Below are 18,908 nucleotides of genomic sequence, written 5' to 3' on the forward strand. Positions count from 1 at the left end.
TTCTACAAATATTTGAGGGGTGACCTAAAGAGTTTTTTTATTAAAAAAAGCATTTCCTCAATCAATTGGTTTCCTAAGATTGTTAAGGAATAAGCTGATTTTGAAGAAAATCCATATTTAAACGAGAAAGACCACAGATGATGGCAATAATAACTTCTGAAAACTTAATTTCTATATAAGGAAGACCGAACCAACTCTTTATCTGTCATAAGATATTCATGACTCCTCATCATTCTAGTCTGAAGAGACGCAGACACATCCGAAGCAGAGTAAGCACATACTGACATAAGACCCAATTCGTTTACGCTGCAGTCAGCTAGATGTTCAAATTCTTCAAGTTTACTTGAAATGTCATCTTGTTCCTTCCACTCTACATGAGCCCATGTACGAATATTCATTTTTTCATTGAAAAAGGGAGTTAATATTTCACTAAAGTGTTCAACAATACTGTGAATATGAAAATCACCGTAACAACGATAAAAAAAGTAATTATCTATATAGTGAATAAACTTTCTAGCTTCATTTGGAAATAATTTATTAATTTTCTTTACAGCCTCGTTGTATAAATAGGTATTTTCAATGATCAGAAGATGGTGATTTCTTTCAATTCCCGCTTTCATATAAGCAATCATATTATTAAGATAGCTACTATGGTCCTCAAAAAAATACAATATATGTGCTGAATTGTTCACTTCCAGATCATTTGATAATTGAAACATCTTAGTCAAGTTAACACCTCTTTATAAAAATTTCTATCCAATAAATGGCCAATTGTAAACGGTTCTACATATTCTCCTGAATAAAAAGAGAGGGGAATATCCTCGAATTTTGATTTGAATGGTACAAGGGAGATTCGACTATTTCAGTATCGGTCATGAGATAAGGACATTCTCTCATCATTTTGATGTGTGTTCCTGCAGATACGATAGCAGCATTGTTTGAGCACACAATTAAAATCTTTTTATTCCTTAATTTGATATCCTCTGAAATTAAACGTTTTTGTAACTGGCATATCCAGTTATCAGAATCGTCATGTTGCTCGTGCGACCATAAATAGATGGACTCCCTATCATCCATCTTTTTAAATATCTTGATTAAATGATCAACAACGACTTCAGTTTTTGGTTTCTTAAAATCTTCCAAATTTATGAAATGTATTTGTTTATTGATTTCACCTATGGTTAGATTCGTTAATAATCCTTTGTTAATCTGTGACATACTATCTGGATTATCAATCAAAAAGCAATGAGTATTTTTGCTAACACCTATTAAAAGGAACGAAATAGCATGTTGCAAGTAATTTTCATAATTGCTATAAAGGTAGACTACTCGTCCACTGTCTAGTTTTTTAATGCGTTCATAAATATCTTTGTTTAAGTCTGTGTCTTCAAGTAAACTGATATTTTGATCATCCTTGAAGAATTGTAGTGGGTCAAAATTCAACACCTTTGCTATGTTTTTAGCAACATTTAGACCAGGGCTTCGTTTTCCACTTTCTATCTGCGAATAATAAGATCTATCAATAAAGGAGCTTGAGGCAACTTGCTCTTGAGTCATTCCTTTATTTTTGCGTATATGACTCAACCAGCTTCTCTTACTATTTTCCTCTATTCGCACCATTATGAACACCTCGCAGCTAAAAGAACAAAATAAAACTATCTTCCTATTAAAACATAGGTTCAACAGCTTAACTACTGTAATTTATTTCAGTTTCTGGTTATTAAAAGGTAAATGCACTCCAAACGCTTTTATGGATTGTCTCTTCTTCGTTTTTCTGTGACTCCGCTTGGTACCTTTTAAGTTATTAAAGTAGATAATTGAACGTGTCCACCGCGATTCCTTCTATTGAATCAAAGGGAAAATAGATAATTAATGAATAATCTAAAATATACCTTGAAACTTACTTGTAAAAATTAGACAATATAGTAGTAATTTGTTTTACAGTTTATCGCAAAATTCGCTAATAATCTAGTTAGAAAGGGTAGGGTTATGGAAACAGCAAAGAGAATTGGTACAGAAAAAGAACAAGCACGTACCCCGCGTCATAAGAAATTGATTGTACTTGGAATCCTGGTTCTTATACTTATTTTTGTTATGTTAAGTTTAGCGATGCTTGAATTGTATAAAAGGGATATAAATAAGTTCGTATTTATTCCTACAACAGAACAAACATTTATGAAAACAAAAACAGTGTCGGCCCGTGTTGTACAGAGTCATACTGATACGATTTATGTAAATGCATCAAAAGGATCGATAAAAGAGATTTTTGTAAAAGAAGGGGAAACGGTTGCGAAAGGACAACAGCTCTTTTCTTATGAAGGCTCAGCATTAAAGGCAGAACTGGGACAAGCAGAAATAAATAAACAATTAGCAGAAACGAGTGTTAAACAGCTGGAAGAGCAAATCACTTCGTTAGAACTGGATTTACTGGAAGCTGAGTCTACTTCTACACCTAGTACAAGTAACGCAACCATTACCACCGATACAACCAATCTAACTGATGTGGTTGAACCAGATAATAATATAGCTGATCAATCAATAAGTTCACTTAATGCTGAACTAAATACAGCAAAAGCTGACCTTCGTGCAGCAGAATTAAAGGTAGAGAAATATACATTGGAGGCTGAAAAGCTCAAAGCCGAGCTCGATTCATTCATTGTCTCTAGCAATACTGCAGGTGTGATTGTTAACTTGAACCAAAATGTAGGGCAAGGTTTCCAAGCAAAAGAAAATCAGCAATTAGCTATCATGGAAATCGCTTCTAATGAACCGTTTAAAATGGAAGGAAAGCTAACTGAAGCAGAAAAAGCGAAAATTACACCAGGCCAACCGATAACCGTCACTTCTAATGTAGTTGCCAATAAGAAGTGGAACGGGAAAATAACGGAGGTCAGTGATTATCCTACCTATAAAGAACCGGTTAATAAGGATAAAGATTCACAACCTGAATCGATTCCATCCTATTCTTTTACAGCAAGTCTTGATTCACAAAAAGGTCTATATCCTGGCTACTCTACCTCTCTGGACGTAGTTCTGCAGTCAAAACAATTACTGGCAGTTCCTGAAACGAGTATCATAAGGATTGGAAAATCGACGTATGTATTTGTACTAAAGAAAGGAATTCTACATAAACAAAAGGTAGAAACTGGTCAAAAAAGTGGTCAATGGGTTGCGATTCTTAAGGGGTTAAAAGGTGAAGACAAAGTAGGAGTAAATCCATCCTGGATTGTTCACCTTGGTACATTAATTAAGCTTAATTAAGCAATAATCTGGTCCATTACGAAATAAATCATTATACAGAATTTTATGAGATAATACGTGTCTTAATTTTAAATAATAAATTATTGGACAAAACCCAAGTAAAAAATGACCAGACACCCAGGTCCGGTCATTTATCACTTGGGTTTTGACGTTTCAAATTAGCTCACGATTTTTCAACATCGGAGTTTTATAATTTGATATCTTTGGTCTTAACGTCGCCATTCTCAAGAAACTGCACGATTTCAAGCAGTCGTTTAATGGCAAAGCCCCTATCCGCAGATTCATTCGCCAGCAGCTCCCCTGCTAAATTCAGGACCTCCGACTTAATGCGTGATAACGACAATTTCGCATCCAGTAACTCATTCAACATAGTACCATACCTCCATTTATAGAACTTCAATATATATTTATGTAATTACGCTGCGTAGAGTTCATTCTTCCACTACACTTTGAAATAAATCGTACGCTGCATACCTAATTAGATGGGCGCCCTGAGATTACCGCATTTTCGAGTGTTTATCTTGACCAACACCTGACAAACGCGGAAATGGATTGAACTTTTTCGAAAGAATGAACAAATAACGGTTTCATCTAGTGGAAAAGGGGTAGATACAGTCTATAGGAATGTAAGACAGTATGGGACTTTTGATGGAAAGAAGTTAGCTGAACCCGATCCATATGCAGAGGAGGTGTAACCATGGAAAAATATGAATACCTAAATGCATGGGCAAATATTAGTGAATTATTATATTTTGCTGCACACGAAGAGTAACAGTTGGAAAAGTACGGAAATAAATCGGGAAAATACAACCTTATATAACATAAATAACATACCGTTTTATCAAGATTTTCAAACACAAAATGGAGATACTTAAAAAGGATTCTGCAAAACACAAGATTTTATATTGAAGAACAATATGTATAGGATAATTAAAAGGGTGAAACACCAGTTGAAGGTGTTCACCCTTTTTCTTTTATCTTTGGACACTTGGAGTGACCCTCTTATAAGGAGATATCCAAATGCTTTTGATAATACAGAAGCAGCTCTTCGGGCTAAACAAGCCGGGTTATGATGATTCGCATAACTCGTGAAAAATTTAAACGGAGAACACGTAACCAGGGACCACACCAAAATCTGTGGTCCCTTTTGTTCTTCAGTTGTAAGACATCAGGATCAACTAAGTTTCACAATCGATAATGATGCAGCATTTATACTTTTGTTCTGCAAAATAGGCAATAGGGTGTCTGTTGCCTCTCCTATATTTATAAGCGCAATGGTTGAATTTTTTTGAATAGGGATAATAGCTTGTCCTATAAGCATTAGCGTAGCATTATTCACTTGTCTTGTGATCCCAAAGTTGGTTAGGCTATCAGGAACCAAAGAATGATTTAAGAAAATCCCATATACCGAAGTTGAGGCAGGACCATCGATTAGCAAAGTATATTCAATCTTATAGTCTCCCGATTCTAAAACGGTTAATGTACCGTTTTGCCGGGAAAATCGTATATTTTTTAATGAGCCATGTTGGTTAAAGTGAATATTCTCATTTGGTTCTACCAGTATAGCATCTGTACCGACCAGAGTAATATAACCATAGGCCGCTTGTGATTTCTTCCCATTTCGTTCCGGCAATTTTTTTCACCACCTTTTCAATCTATTAATATATGATATTGGAGCGTGTAAGAAATGCTTGTACGATAATGAAATTTGAGATTTCTTTCTTACATTTTGTGTTGGTCTTTACGTACCCTTTAAGAAGGGAAGTTAGTAAATAATTCAGTATTTCAGTTAGTAAAACTGTTTAGCTTCAAAAAAATTCACAGAAATGACAAAGCTTTTATAAAATCTAAGTTATAATTAAATGTAAGAGAAAAATGAGTAAGGAGGTTTATTTTTGAGGAAGTAATTAACAAATTAATNNTATATAAAATAAGGGAAGGAAGTTTTGATATGCTTTTTTTGAGGAAGGGATTTCAGCCTCAAATTGTGGTTTTATTACTAGTTTTATCATTATTGACTCCAGCAACGAAAAGTTTTGCACAGGTTGATAATACACCGCCAACATTAAACAGCTTAAATATTTCAACCGAAAGTGCAGCTCTAGGCGATAAGGTCATAGTTACAGCAAATGTTACAGATGACCTTTCAGGGGTTAATTATGTCAATATAGGCATTATGGCAGGAGGAAGAGGAAAGGATGTTACTTTATCCTATAACTCTAGTACAGGAAAATTTGAAGGAAGTTTCATAATTGGACAATATGATCCACCAGGGACTTGGGTAATCGAATTTATAACAATAGCAGATAACCAACAAAATTATTTTTACTATTACAATTCGCATGTGTACAGTTGGAATCCTTGTTCAAGTAACAACTGCGAAATGAAGGATATGAGTCAATATAATCTTGTTGTAACAGGGACTACCTTAGATACCACAGCACCAACGTTAAACAGTTTGGACATTTCACCTAATAATGCTAAAGCGGGTGATACCGTTTTGATATCAGCAACTATTACCGATGATCAATCAGGCGTGGGTTGGGTAACAGTAGCCATTGAACCACCGTCAGGAAGAGACAAACATGTAACTTTAACTTATAACCCTGGTACAGGAAAATACGAAGGCAGCTACAATATTGGACAATATGGTGAGGCTGGAACTTGGAAACTTGCTAATATAGATATGGGTGATAATCGACAAAATGAATTTACTTACTACAATACAGATGTATACAAGTGGGCTCCAGAAAAAGATCAATATTTTGAAAGAAAAGATATGAGTGAATATAATTTTATTGTAACAGGGACGACCTCCGATGTCAGAGCGCCACAATTAAACAGCCTGGACGTTTCACCGAAGAGTGCTAAAGTCGGTGATACCGTTTTAGTATCTGCAAATGTGACAGATAACCTTTCAGGTGTGAATAGTGTAGGGGTAGATTTTATCTCGTCAAACGGAATGGCGGAACATATTGATTTATCTTATCATTCTAGTACCGGAAAATATGAAGGTAGAATTAGTATTGGGCAATATAACGCACCAGGGATATGGAAACTGGCAAAAGTAAGTCTCATAGATAACCAGCAAAATGCTTTTACTTACTATAATACGGTTGTATACAATAGAGGGCCGGCTTATGGGTATTTTTATCAATTTACAGATATGAGTGAATATAATTTTAATGTAGTAAGTGATGATATAAAACCCGAAACAAATATCACATTAGACTCTTCTGCTCCTAAAAATGGTGACTGGTACAACTCCAATGTTACAGCTACCTTAAATGCAACGGATGACAATTCAGGAGTTTCCGAAACACTTTATCGTATGAATGACGGGCAATGGTCCAAATATCAAAGCCCTATTAGTCTCATAGATGATGGAACCTTCACTATTAATTATAAAAGTATTGATAAGACCGGCAATGAAGAGGATATGAAGAATGCAGTTATAAATATTGATAAGACAAGCCCGGTAACAACTGCTAGCCCGGTAAGTGACAATTGGACAAATTCAGATGTTACCGTTACTTTATCAGCGATTGATGCATTGTCAGGAGTGGCACGTACAGAGTATCGTGTAAACAATGGTGATTGGCAGGAATATTCCGGCCCTATAACTGTTTCTCAAGAAGGCAAAAATAAAGTGGACTATAGAAGTATTGATAATGCCGGCAATATTGAAACAATGAAAAGCTTGAGTGTAAAAGTTGATAAAATGGTCCCAACCACCTCCATCACGCCTGTTAAAGCCGGATGGTATAATTCTGAAATTACGTTGAATTTACAATCAAGCGACGAGTTATCCGGTGTAGCAAACACTGAATATAAAGTGAATGGTGGAGATTGGCAAGACTATACTGGTTCCATCGGCATAATAAATGAAGGGATAAATACGATTCAATATAGGAGCACCGATAATGCTGGAAATATCGAAGAAGCTAAATCTGTCGAATTGAAAATAGACAAAACCGCACCAACTTTAAACGTTTCTTTTGATCAAGCTATATTAAAGGATAAAAATCACCAGTTGGTTCCGATAACAGCTTCGGTTTCAGCAAATGATAATTTATCCGACGTTGCTTCAGTCCAACTGGTATCCATTGTAAGTAACCAGGCAGATAACGATACCGGAGATGGAAATACAACTCAAGACATACAAGGAGCAGAATTTGGTACACCTGATTTTGACTTCTTAGTACGAGCTGAGAGAAGCGGTAGCGGCGACCGGAGTTACACAGTAACTTATAAAGCTGTTGATAACGCTGGGAACTCTATAATTTCAAAACAAAATATTGTCGTTAAACATGATAACTCGAAAAATTAATAATCCCTAAAAGGCAGTAATATCTAAATGATATTGCTGCTTTTTTATTAATTTTTAAATCTATTAATAGTTGTAGCTTGAAATATGGCAGTGGTGCAAGTTTATTTAGAAAATATTCCCAACGCAGGGACTTAATCTGGCTGTAGCCGGTGTACAAATTTTAAGTGAAGGTATCAAGGGATTTTATGAATCTGGTAAACTTAAAAAACGGCAAAAGTATTCTGAAACTGCAATTGTAAGAGCAATAAATTTAGCATTTATACTCTAAATTGTTGAAATCAGAAATTCATTGTAAAATTAAGAGATGGAAATATATAAATATTCAGATAAAAATAGAATAATTAGGAGGCAGGCATGAGACGTATAAAAATAACAGGCACAGATTTAGAAAGTTCATTCCTTTCCCTTGGAGGAGTTGCTTTGGGAAGTAAGTTGAATGAGGAAGACTCCTTTAAATTAATGGATACATATTTTGAACAAGGGGGCAATATGATTGATACAGCACAGGTTTATGCTAACTGGCTCCCAATCGAATCTAGTATAAGTGAGAAAACAATTGGAAAATGGATGAAAGTAAGAGATAACCGTCATAAAATGATTGTTACAACTAAAGGTGCCCATCCGCTCCTTGAGACAATGAACATTCCTAGAATGACCCCTGGAGAAATGGTCCAAGACCTCGACGATAGCCTGAGGAGGCTTCAAGTAGATACCATTGACATGTATTGGCTGCATCGTGATGATGAAAATAAGAGTGTCGGGGAAATAGTAAGCACATTAAACGACCAGATGAAAGCGGGAAAGATACGTTATTTTGGCTGCTCCAATTGGAAAACAGAACGTATTATGGAAGCCCAGAAATATGCACTAGAACATGGGGTACAAGGATTCTCAGGAAACCAAATGATGTGGAGTCTTGCCACAGTTAATAGAGAAAAATTAGCTGATCCTACTCTTGTTCCAATGGATAAGGAGATGAAGCAGATGCATGTCACAAGCAGTTTAACTGCAATCCCATACTCCTCCCAGGCGCAAGGAATTTTTACGAAATTGGACTCAGGGAACTTAACAATTAGTGAAAATCAAATAAGCCCAATGTATTACACCTCGGAAAACCAAAATAGGTTAAAAAGAGTACAACATCTAGCTAGAGAACATTCGCTCACCGTTACCCAAGTAGTGTTGGGCTATCTATTATCGCAACCATATTCGACAATCCCGATTGTTGGATGCTATACGGTTGAGCAATTGAATAATTGCTTACTAGCGGAAAATATCCAATTCTCAGAAAATCAAATTGAATATTTGGAGCAAGGTATTACATTGCATTAAATTTTGGAAGTAAAAAATAACTATGTTGATTTAATGGAAAAAGACAGCCCTCGCTGCAACTCAGGCTGTCTTTTAATCATAAAGGTCTTATCCTTTTTGGTTAGAAAGTTAAAGGATGGAATTCATCCGTATTTTGAAACACTTCACACCATTTTATTTTTTTGTTATATTCATTTCCTTGTTTCTTTACGTATAACAGGCGCTACTTCAGTTGCCAATCGTTCTATGTTCTCGGCAATCTTTTTAAAGGGCATACCACCGAAATCGATTTGTGCCATAAACCGCTGGTGACCAAACAACTCGTATTGGCGCATGATCTTTTCAATAACTTGCTGGGAGCTTCCCACAAATAGGGCTGTTTCTTTTCTACACATCTGTTCAAAATCTGCTTTAGATAAAGTCTCATTTACCCCATGCTGACGATTAAGATAGTGCCAATAATTGGAATGATACGGGTAAGCTTCTTCTATTGCCTGCTGATTCGTTTTTGAAATATAAGCGTGTCCGGTAACGGCAACCTTCAAATTTTCCAGAGCTTGCCCATGTTGAGAAGCGGATTCTCGGTAACGGTCAATAAATGGCTTGTATAAGCTTGGATCTCCGCCGAGAATCACTAAGGCTAATCCCGTACCTAATCTACCAGCTCGTTCTGCACTTTTGAGTGTCCCGCCAACACCTACCCAAATTGGAATCTTTTGTTGAATAGGACGCGGTGCAATTTCAGAATCCTTTAATGGAGGACGATAACGACCATTCCAAGAAACCGATTCCTTCTCATTTAGCTTTTGAAAAAGCTCGAGGTGCTCCTCAAACAATTGGTCGTAATGATTGAGATCGTATCCGAAAAGTGGAAACGAGTCTAGTAAAGCCCCTCGTCCTGCAATAATTTCAGCCCGCCCATTTGATAAAAGATCCAGTGTTGCAAAGTCTTCGAATAAGCGAACAGGGTCTACGGTAGTTAATACGGTCGTAGCACTGGTTAGTTTAATTCGCTTAGTGACTTGTGAAATGGCGGATAAGACGACTGGCGGTGAGGACACGGCATAATCTAAACGGTGATGTTCTCCTACGCCAAATACATCAAGCCCTAACTCATCCGCCATTTTTGCAGCTTCGATAATTTCTTCGATTCTCTGCTTTGGCTTGAGCGTTTTCCCTGTCAGTGGATCGGGGTATAGATCCGCTAACGAATAAATGCCAATTTCCATACCACCTGGACTAGCATCCTTCAAATTCCTCTCCTCCAAAAACGATGTAATTTCTTTTACTTAATAGTATTCAATCTTTTGAAAAGGGAATTAAATTTTTGAATTAAAACAACTATGTACTCAAAATGACTTTAATTCAAATTTTGGTATCATAATTAAAGTGGCTATAAGAAAACGGATATGCAATTCACTTGTGCGGGTGCTTGGAGCCTGTGGCAAAAGCATTCAAATTTCCGATGCAGCTTCAGTACTGACAATAGAGGAAAGTAAGGCTGCTCACTACTCGATTAATGGCTTCGACAGGGGGCATTTATCGTGCAAAGATGCGAGACCCAAAAGAATGCTCAATCAAAGTCAAAAGAATATGATTGGATGAGATTGAAGCTCACCATCAAATTCATATACAAATTTTTGATTGAGCAGGACATTCCGTTGCGGAAATAAGAACGAAAACATGGGGATTTATTAGATATTAACAGGTGAAAAGGTTTTCCAAACATTGTTCACCTTTTTGAATGGAAAATGGTTCTACTAAATTAAAATTTTTATTAATAACAGGATACTCATGTTTTCGATATGGCCGACTCTTGGCCCATGTTTATGTCGATGGCCAAACAGTCCAAGTAACGCTGCTAAAAGAAGGATTGGCACGAGTGCTTTATATTATTAATCCACCCTTTAGATATCTGGATTTATTTAGGGGATGAAGAGAGTCTGCCTAAAACAAATAAAATATCTGGAGTTTGCCGAACTTTGTGACAAAGTGGGGCTTTGTGGTTGTGTATCATAGTAAATTGATTATTCGTCAATTTACTATTGAAATTTTCCAAAAAAAACTAAATAATGATTTACAAAGTGATTATAGTCAGGAATGATTCCAAATGATTGTATATGAGGCGACAAAATCCGAATTTCTAAAAGATGTTTTTCAAGACGAACTAGTGAATAACATAACAAGGAACTATAACTCTAAAATAGGACGTATAAATGAGCGGGAAGTGCGGGCATGGGATAATTCTATGCAATATATGTACCGTGTGTTAAGTGATCAAGAGATTCCCAAAGATGCTGGTGTTGCAATCGAATTTAAAATACCGTATACATCTAAGCGGGTTGATTTCCTTATTTCAGGTAAACGGGGAAAACAAAATTCAATTGTCATTGTAGAACTAAAGCAGTGGGAATCAGTAGAAGTAATTAGAGGAAAAGAAGCCATTGTAAAAACAGTTATTAACCGAGGATTGGTGGAAACTACCCATCCCTCTTATCAAGCTTGGTCATATGCTTCTTTAATAAAAGATTATAATGAAAATGCTCAGAATGAAGAAATGGCGTTATATCCATGTGCCTACCTACATAATTATATTGATCAAGGCGAGGAGGATCCTCTTACAGATAAGGTTTATCAATATTATATAAATGAGGCTCCAGTATTTGTTAAGGGACAAGCGAGCAAACTTCGTGCGTTTATTAAGAAGTATATACAGTATGGAGATAATAAAGAAAATTTATATAAAATTGAAAATGGACGGATCCGCCCATCAAAGTCTTTACAGGATTCCTTAAATAATATGTTAAAGGGAAATCCAGAGTTTGTGATGATTGATGATCAAAAAGTAATCTACGAACAAGCCATCTATATGGCAAAAGAAGCACTTCGAACAAATACGAAACAAGTTTTTAATGTAACGGGAGGCCCTGGAACAGGTAAATCTGTTCTTGCCATCAACCTTCTCGTTGAATTAACCAATCAAAGTATGGTTTGCCAATATGTAACCAAAAATGCTGCACCAAGAAATATTTATGCTTCAAAATTAAAGCGAGATTACAGAAAAGGCCATATCGATAACTTGTTTAAAGGGTCAGGAAGCTATATTGATGCACCAAAGGACGAGTTCGATGCTTTGATTGTAGACGAAGCACATAGGTTAAATGAGAAATCGGGGATGTTTTCAAATTTAGGTGAAAATCAAACAAAAGAAATTATAAGCGCATCAAAGTTTTCCATCTTTTTTATAGACGAAAGGCAGCGAGTTACATTAAAGGATGCAGGAAGTATCGATGAGATAAAGAAATATTCTACTGAATTTGGAGCCAATCTATCGATTTTGAACCTGGAGTCTCAGTTTCGTTGTAACGGGTCAGATGGATATTTAGCATGGATTGATGACGTTCTTCAAATTAGGGAAACTGCAAATGCAAACTTTATGGGCGGTCAGTATGATTTTAGAGTATTCGATGATCCCATGGAGCTAAGGAAAGAAGTAGAAGAGCTTAATAAAAAAATAACAAGTCTCGGATTGTAGCCGGTTATTGTTGGAATTGGGACAAAGTTGGTCAAAGTAATCCAGATTACCATGATATTGTGTTCCCGGAATTTGATTTTAAAATGAGTTGGAATCTTGGAAGCAGCTACATGGGCGATTGATGAAGAATCAGTAAGAGAATGTGGATGTATACATACTTGTCAAGGACTTGAATTTGATTATGTTGGAGTAATTATTGGTGATGATCTGCGATACGAGGATGGTTCAGTCATAACTGATTACTCAAAACGAGCTAAAACTGATAATTCTTTAAAAGGTCTGAAAAAAATGTTAAAGATAGAACCAGAAAAGGCAAAAAAACTAGCAGATGAAATTATTCGAAATACCTATCGTACATTGATGACACGTGGACAAAAAGGGTGTTTTGTGTATTGTACTGATCAGGAATTGGCAGCATATTTAAATGAACGTTTTAAAAATAGCAGTATATTATATGAAGAGAATGAATTTTATAAATCGTGGCCAAGAATTGCGGAGGAAAGAGAAGAATATTAAAGGAAGGAATAGTTAGGATAACCTGGTGTACTCTAGTTCAATAATACAACATTCAAGAATATGACTATGATGCTGATGAAGTAGATGAACTAAAGCGGGGCAGAATGGGGTTCTGGTTCCTCAACAATCTTCAAATCTGCTTGAGACCTGCGTGCTAGGTCTGGTGGGTTCGATTCCCACGCAGTTCCGCCAACCAAACTCAATCCTATCAGGTTTAAGCTGTTTTTTTGTAAGTGTTATTTCAACAGTTGAACCTATGCTTTAAGAGTGAAAAGTCACCAGTATTTTTTCTGGAAATTACATAGTACTAGTGCGACTGATTATAGGAGTACTAGTGTGTCAAATCCACCTAATTCTGAATGAAAGTGTGGATTTTTGATGTCTCTAATTAGGAAAACTAAAAGGAAAGGTTCGAGAGTTGCACAGAATATTAAACGGTTCATGCAAACTGAACAAAAGATGACTCCTTTTTGAAATGTTTGAGCGATTTATGGCTCTCAAACAAACTGAGGGTTTAGCCAAACCAACAATTCAAGGCTATATATGAACATTTTCATTACCTTAATGATTACTTGGTAGGAGATGTTCAGAATGATGAAATTACGATTGAATTATTTCGCGATTATATTGGCTATATGTTGCATGAACAAGGATTAAAAGTAATAACTGTTGTTCGTATCAGAACCAATCGCGCTTTCTTGAGGCACTGCTATCAAGAAGGGGGGATTGAAATCCCTATACATGAAAAATTTAAACCAATTAAAACTCCTGAAGATGAAATAAAAACTTATTTACATATTAAAGCCTTTTGATTTTTTCTAAATATAATCAACTTTCCAAACCCTCCACATTTATGAAGTGAAATATATGTAAAATTATTATAATCCTAAAAAAATTCTCAATGACTATCGTAGTCCACTATTAGATTACTATAAACAATTAATTGGATAAAACAACAAAAAATCATTTTTGCATTACCAAAACTCACACCTTCAGAAGTAAAGGCATTGCTAATTCAAATTGATGATACACGATTTGTTGGATTTCGCGATATGGTTATGATCTATGTACTATTTATTGGACACCATGGTAAGAATTTCAGAACTGTTAAATATAAAAGGATGTAATGAGGTTGCATATGAGGTTGCCAAAAAGGTGTGGTTTGGAAATATTACTCGTCAGGAAGGGAAACTAGCGATTTCAAAAGAAACCGGTATGAATCCCGGATCAGCACAAGATTACATTACTGAATTCTTAGCTATGATGGAGGGAAGGGAATACCATAGAACAATGAGTAACTTAGGAACCGCCTTTTTTTTAGAAAATATCAGAAAGGATTTCGGGGACAAAGCCTTTCAATTAGCGTTGGAAGCTACTGAAAAACATATCAAATATTATAACTCGCTTGGATACGGACAATTGAAAGCATAAGAATTGATTGTTAAAAGATTGAAAGAAACACTTTAAATATAAACCAATCTAAAACTTTTATTAATAAATTAAAGGTGTATAAAAAAGCTAATAAAAAGAAGGTAGAAAAGTGGAAAATGAAATTCTAGCGGTAAAAATACAAAATGCTGTCAATAAAGATGGTAAAGATTATTATGAAGCTACTCGAGGGAATTGGTTAGCAAACAAAAATAGAGTGCAAAAAGTCCAATTTGTAGCGGGGATTTTAAATAAAAAGGTTGTTTGTGTATATAAACCATTAACGTGGCAGACTGTTGAAGAAAATGGAAAGAAAAGACACAGATTTGATGGTGAAGAGGCTGATCAACAAACTTTTAACTAAATAAAAGCAATGGAAGAGGATATAATTAAAGGATTTGGTAGAGGATCGGCTATTTCATACAAAAGCATTGAATAAAAGTCAATAATGATAAATAAGTGAACCTTTGCAATCTATTAAATAGCATAAGTATAAATATTGTGAAATTCGTGAGGTATAATTTAAGAGTAATGATATTTGAAACTATTAAAAAGGTAGAGTTCAATTAACTCCCCCGCAGCATGATACTGTCAAAGGATAGGGGGTATAATACATTTATATATATGGTTAGAGGTGAAATACATGCTCGACGACTTATTACAAAAACACATGTTAAAAGATACATATATAGACATTTCGTTTAAAAAATACTTAGTGTTTAAAGAAACTAAAAACTATGATGAGTCTTACAAAATAGAAATTCTTTCTCGGTTAAATGAATTCTTACGGGATCAGGAAATTAACGAACTCACAGTTGTAGACATCTTAAAAAAGATTCAGAAGGAAAACCCTTCTGCTGGAAGTTTTGTTCATTGGAGTAATACCCAGGACTTGGTTAAATATGCTGAAGCACAGCCTGCCGAAGTAGCGGAACTTTTGAACCAGTTATTTCATTCAACGAAATCATTAGAAGATAGGATTGAGCATTTCCGTGAAAAAGGCAAATCCTTTTTGACCAATATTTCTTTAGGGGCTCCCTTATTCGGTTATTTATTGGCTGCCTATGATTACAAAAAATTTCCTTTGTATAAGCAAGAGGTTTTTACAGATGTAAAAAAATCTTTCGGAATTGAGTTGAAGCTAGGTACAGTAGGTCATAATTATCAGACCTATTTTCAAATGTGTGAAATTGCTCTTCATCATCTTAAGGTTAGCTATTCAGATTTAACGATGCTGGATATTCAGGATTTTTTCTTTTGCAGCACGCAGTATCCACAAATTATGGTAGAGAGTGCGGTTGAATACTTATACCAAATGGCATTAGAACTGAGCGAATTTATGAGTGAACCAGAACTGATGTTAAAGACAATCGCAGAACTGGATTCTGAGCAATTAAATAAACTTCTAGAACAATATCGAAATAGTGAAAAAATCAATCTTATTAAGTTTATGGTTTTAGAGAAAATCATTGAATCAGGTTCTGTTAGTCTTAGTGAAATGGAACAGATTAAAGATCAAGTAAAAATTCGATACGATAAAAATATTTTGCAGGCATGGAATAATTTTACCATTCTTTTTCAACTGTATTATGCTGATAAAAAGCAAAAGGTTCAGGAAGAACAGCGAAAAATTCACCAAGCTATCCGGCAAATGGATGAATTTAAGGACTTTGATTTTGTAGAGGATAAAGTGTTAAATGGCTTTAACTGGAACCAAAACTTTGGAGGGTCAGAATGCTGGATCGCTGTTTATGAAAAAGGATATAACAGCCATCGAAGTGCACCTCAATTTTTTGTCTCCATTGATGAAAAAGGCATTCGCTACGGCTTACTGTATGGAGATCAGCATCCAAATAGAGGACAGGAAAATTTAACCATCAGCTCAAGTATAGAGTCTTTTTCCTACGATGAATTTCATCAAAAAATGGTGGAGGTACTGGGAGCGTTTAAAGGTCAGGAAGCAACAGGTGAAATAGATGGCAATGGGCGAGAACAGATGCAGCCTGAGATCACTACTGAAACATGGATTGAGCTCCTTCAAAATAAAGAGGTTTTTAAAGACAGTGATATGATTTATCTAAACAAAATGTATGAGCTAGGCGGAGAGGCATCTGCTACCAAGCTTGCAGCCGCTCTAGGGAAACATTTCTCTTCTTTTAATTCTCCTGTTGTTCAGCTAGCTAAACGAGTACTAAGAGCAACTGATACTGTTGTATCAAAAAGGGAAGACGGTACCGATCGTTATTGGGATGTAATTTTTGATGGTGAATATGAAGAGAATCATTTTAATTGGAGCTTAAAACCGAATTTAAAGGAAGCTATTGAAATTTTAACTAAAGAACAATCAATAGAATTGCAAAAATATACGAAGGAGGACTTCCTAAGAGAGGTATTTATCAATGAGGATGAGTACAAAACCATTACGAATTTACTAAGATATAAGAAAAACTTAATTTTTCAAGGCCCTCCGGGAGTGGGGAAAACATTCGTATCTAAGCGACTTGCTTATTCTCTAATGGGAATTAAGGATCCAGATTGTGTAGAAATGGTTCAATTCCATCAAAATTACGCATATGAAGATTTTATTATGGGCTATAGACCGGATGAGCATGGATTTTCCCTGCAATTTGGAATCTTTTATGATTTTTGCCAGCGGGCTTTAAACAATCCAGAAAAGGACTATTATTTCATAATTGATGAAATCAATCGAGGCAATTTATCCAAAATATTTGGGGAGCTATTTATGCTGATAGAACGGGACAAGCGTGATGAATTTGTTACCATGGGGTATTCAAAAGAACCGTTCACGGTACCAAGTAACGTGTATTTAATCGGTACGATGAATACTGCAGATCGTTCCTTAGCTCAATTGGAAGTAGCGCTTCGCCGCCGTTTTGCTTTTGTCACACTTAAACCTGCGTTCAATGAAAAATGGAGTAGAACGATTCAGGAATCAGGTGTTTCCGACCAAATGATCAATCGGATTTTGTTTGCTGTTGAAAAATGGAATAAAGAAATTGCGGGAGATTTTCAATTAGGAAAAGGATATGAGATTGGCCACTCATTTTTCACCATGAAACCCGAAAATATGGATGAAAATGTTTGGTACAGTGGAATATTGACCTTTGAAATAAGACCTTTACTTGAGGAGTACTTCTTTGATCGACCTGAAGTAATAGAATCATTGATTGAGGGAATTTAATATGGATCCTTTGTTTAAAGTTCCAATTCGGAATTTATTTTGTTTGCTCAGCTATATGAACGAAATGCCTGAACTCGTTAAGAGCCTTAATGACATCGATGAAGATTTGATTACTTATGACTTTATCGTCAAACAGTTTTTAAAAGAAGTCGCGACGATTAGCCGCCGCGGGATTGTAAAAGATTATGTTAATTTCACAGAATCGACCAGTCATTTAGGAGGGCGGTTGATGATGACTGATTCGATGCCATACATTGTAGCTCGGCAGCCCATAGTTGTCTGTGAGAAGGATCAATATTCAGCCAATATTTTGTTGAACCAAGTTATGAAAAGCACATTAAAAGCCATTTGTTTCAATCGTTTTATTAAAGAGGAGACTAGGAAACTCAGCTATTCTTATTTGGAACTTTTGCCTGAGGTAGATTCACTTCCACTTACGAAGGAAGTATTTCTAAGAATATATTTTGGAAGACATAATCTACATTATAAACGCATGGTTCATATGGCTCGGTTATTGCATGAGTTCTCTTTACTCTCCCATAAACACGGTAATTGGAGCTTATTTTCGGCAGAAATCGATGAGAGCTCCCTTAACCACATTTTTGAAAAATTCCTGTTTCGTTTTTACCGAATCGAGCAAAGTGATTATCGGGTTACATCAGAAATTATGCAATGGCAGTTGGAAGGCAATCAAGCACATCTGCCTACAATGAAAACAGATGTTTCATTAACACATAAAGATGGTAGACAAAAAATAATTATGGATGCAAAGTTTTATAAGAATCTTTTTCAAGAAAACTTTGGGAAGGCTACCTTTCATAGTCACAACCTTTATCAGTTGTTTACCTATCTCATGCATCAGCCAAACGAATTGAATCTACGGGGAATATTACTCTACCCGTTTAATGGTGTGGAGGTTGATGAAACTTTTTATTGGGATGATCGAATGATGGTTGAGATTAGGACCCTAAATTTAAATGATTCCTGGCATGATATTAGAAGAAAATTGCTTTCTCTTTTATCAGGATTTGAGAATATTAACAAGTAGAACAAAAAGAGAGCAGCTTATTTATTTGGGCTGCTCTACTTATTTATATATTTAGGAATACTCCTAGGTCAATAAGAAAACTCTCTGGTATAGGCATATAATCAATTGGGTTCATTCCATTAGCTAGTTTATGTAAAATATATTTTTATTCCGCTAGTTTTTCATATTCCTATCCTCAATAAATATTGATGCCTCCAATATTCCCTATTTTTTCTTCAGAATCCCTTTTTTGACTAAATTAACCAGAATCCCTTTATTTTTAAACTTATTGTAAGCT

Annotated in this window: 13 protein-coding genes, 1 tRNA gene and 1 pseudogene; 10 read left to right on the forward strand and 5 right to left on the reverse strand. The window is 35.5% G+C overall.

What is annotated here, in order from left to right:
* Positions 1-164: 164 nt before the first annotated feature.
* Positions 165-719, reverse strand: coding sequence for an MEDS domain-containing protein (locus V7266_RS06990; protein WP_335467053.1), 555 nt, complete (start codon positions 717-719; stop codon positions 165-167).
* Positions 720-783: 64 nt separating this feature from the next.
* On the reverse strand, positions 784-1,620 hold the full coding sequence (locus V7266_RS06995) for a helix-turn-helix domain-containing protein (protein WP_335466991.1): 837 nt from the start codon (positions 1,618-1,620) through the stop codon (positions 784-786).
* Positions 1,621-1,989: 369 nt separating this feature from the next.
* Here V7266_RS06995 and V7266_RS07000 point away from each other — a divergent pair, with 369 nt between their 5' ends.
* Positions 1,990-3,261: an efflux RND transporter periplasmic adaptor subunit gene (locus tag V7266_RS07000; protein WP_335466993.1), complete on the forward strand. Its 1,272-nt coding sequence runs from the start codon at positions 1,990-1,992 to the stop codon at positions 3,259-3,261.
* A 187-nt stretch (positions 3,262-3,448) separates the two neighbouring features.
* On the opposite strand, the gene V7266_RS07005 is transcribed toward V7266_RS07000, so the two are convergent.
* Together V7266_RS07005 and V7266_RS07010 are read right to left on the reverse strand one after the other, a co-directional pair.
* On the reverse strand, positions 3,449-3,631 hold the full coding sequence (locus V7266_RS07005; RefSeq protein ID WP_335466995.1) for a hypothetical protein: 183 nt from the start codon (positions 3,629-3,631) through the stop codon (positions 3,449-3,451).
* An 804-nt stretch (positions 3,632-4,435) separates the two neighbouring features.
* Positions 4,436-4,894: a BclA C-terminal domain-containing protein gene (locus tag V7266_RS07010; protein WP_335466997.1), complete on the reverse strand. Its 459-nt coding sequence runs from the start codon at positions 4,892-4,894 to the stop codon at positions 4,436-4,438.
* Positions 4,895-5,275: 381 nt separating this feature from the next.
* Between V7266_RS07010 and V7266_RS07015 the strand changes: the two genes are divergently transcribed.
* Positions 5,276-7,591: an OmpL47-type beta-barrel domain-containing protein gene (locus V7266_RS07015; RefSeq protein WP_335466999.1), complete on the forward strand. Its 2,316-nt coding sequence runs from the start codon at positions 5,276-5,278 to the stop codon at positions 7,589-7,591.
* 354 nt (positions 7,592-7,945) lie between these two features.
* The gene (locus V7266_RS07020) at positions 7,946-8,923 is read left to right on the forward strand and encodes an aldo/keto reductase (RefSeq protein WP_335467001.1); all 978 of its coding nucleotides are present in this window, start codon (positions 7,946-7,948) and stop codon (positions 8,921-8,923) included.
* Positions 8,924-9,093: 170 nt separating this feature from the next.
* Here the strand turns inward: V7266_RS07020 and V7266_RS07025 are convergent, their stop codons facing one another.
* Complete coding sequence (locus V7266_RS07025; RefSeq protein WP_335467055.1) at positions 9,094-10,131, reverse strand: LLM class flavin-dependent oxidoreductase; 1,038 nt, start codon at positions 10,129-10,131, stop codon at positions 9,094-9,096.
* Positions 10,132-10,646: 515 nt separating this feature from the next.
* Here V7266_RS07025 and V7266_RS07030 point away from each other — a divergent pair.
* The 7 genes and pseudogenes from V7266_RS07030 to V7266_RS07060 all read left to right on the forward strand — a co-directional run bounded on the left by V7266_RS07030 (position 10,647) and on the right by V7266_RS07060 (position 18,631).
* Complete coding sequence (locus V7266_RS07030; RefSeq protein ID WP_335467003.1) at positions 10,647-10,838, forward strand: thermonuclease family protein; 192 nt, start codon at positions 10,647-10,649, stop codon at positions 10,836-10,838.
* A 174-nt stretch (positions 10,839-11,012) separates the two neighbouring features.
* Positions 11,013-12,953 (forward strand): annotated as a pseudogene (locus V7266_RS07035) (DNA/RNA helicase domain-containing protein).
* Between the two features lie 96 nt (positions 12,954-13,049).
* Positions 13,050-13,145 (forward strand) — tRNA-Sec (locus tag V7266_RS07040).
* 873 nt (positions 13,146-14,018) lie between these two features.
* Positions 14,019-14,384 (forward strand): hypothetical protein, encoded by a 366-nt coding sequence (locus tag V7266_RS07045; protein ID WP_335467005.1) that lies wholly within the window; start codon positions 14,019-14,021, stop codon positions 14,382-14,384.
* A 109-nt stretch (positions 14,385-14,493) separates the two neighbouring features.
* On the forward strand, positions 14,494-14,745 hold the full coding sequence (locus V7266_RS07050; protein WP_335467007.1) for a hypothetical protein: 252 nt from the start codon (positions 14,494-14,496) through the stop codon (positions 14,743-14,745).
* Positions 14,746-15,024: 279 nt separating this feature from the next.
* Positions 15,025-17,583, forward strand: coding sequence for an AAA family ATPase (locus V7266_RS07055; protein WP_335467009.1), 2,559 nt, complete (start codon positions 15,025-15,027; stop codon positions 17,581-17,583).
* 1 nt (position 17,584) lies between these two features.
* Complete coding sequence (locus tag V7266_RS07060; RefSeq protein WP_335467010.1) at positions 17,585-18,631, forward strand: McrC family protein; 1,047 nt, start codon at positions 17,585-17,587, stop codon at positions 18,629-18,631.
* The last annotated feature ends 277 nt before the right edge of the window (positions 18,632-18,908 follow it).

The organism is Neobacillus drentensis (assembly GCF_036965645.1).
Classification (GTDB): Bacteria; Bacillota; Bacilli; order Bacillales; family Cytobacillaceae; genus Neobacillus; species Neobacillus drentensis_D.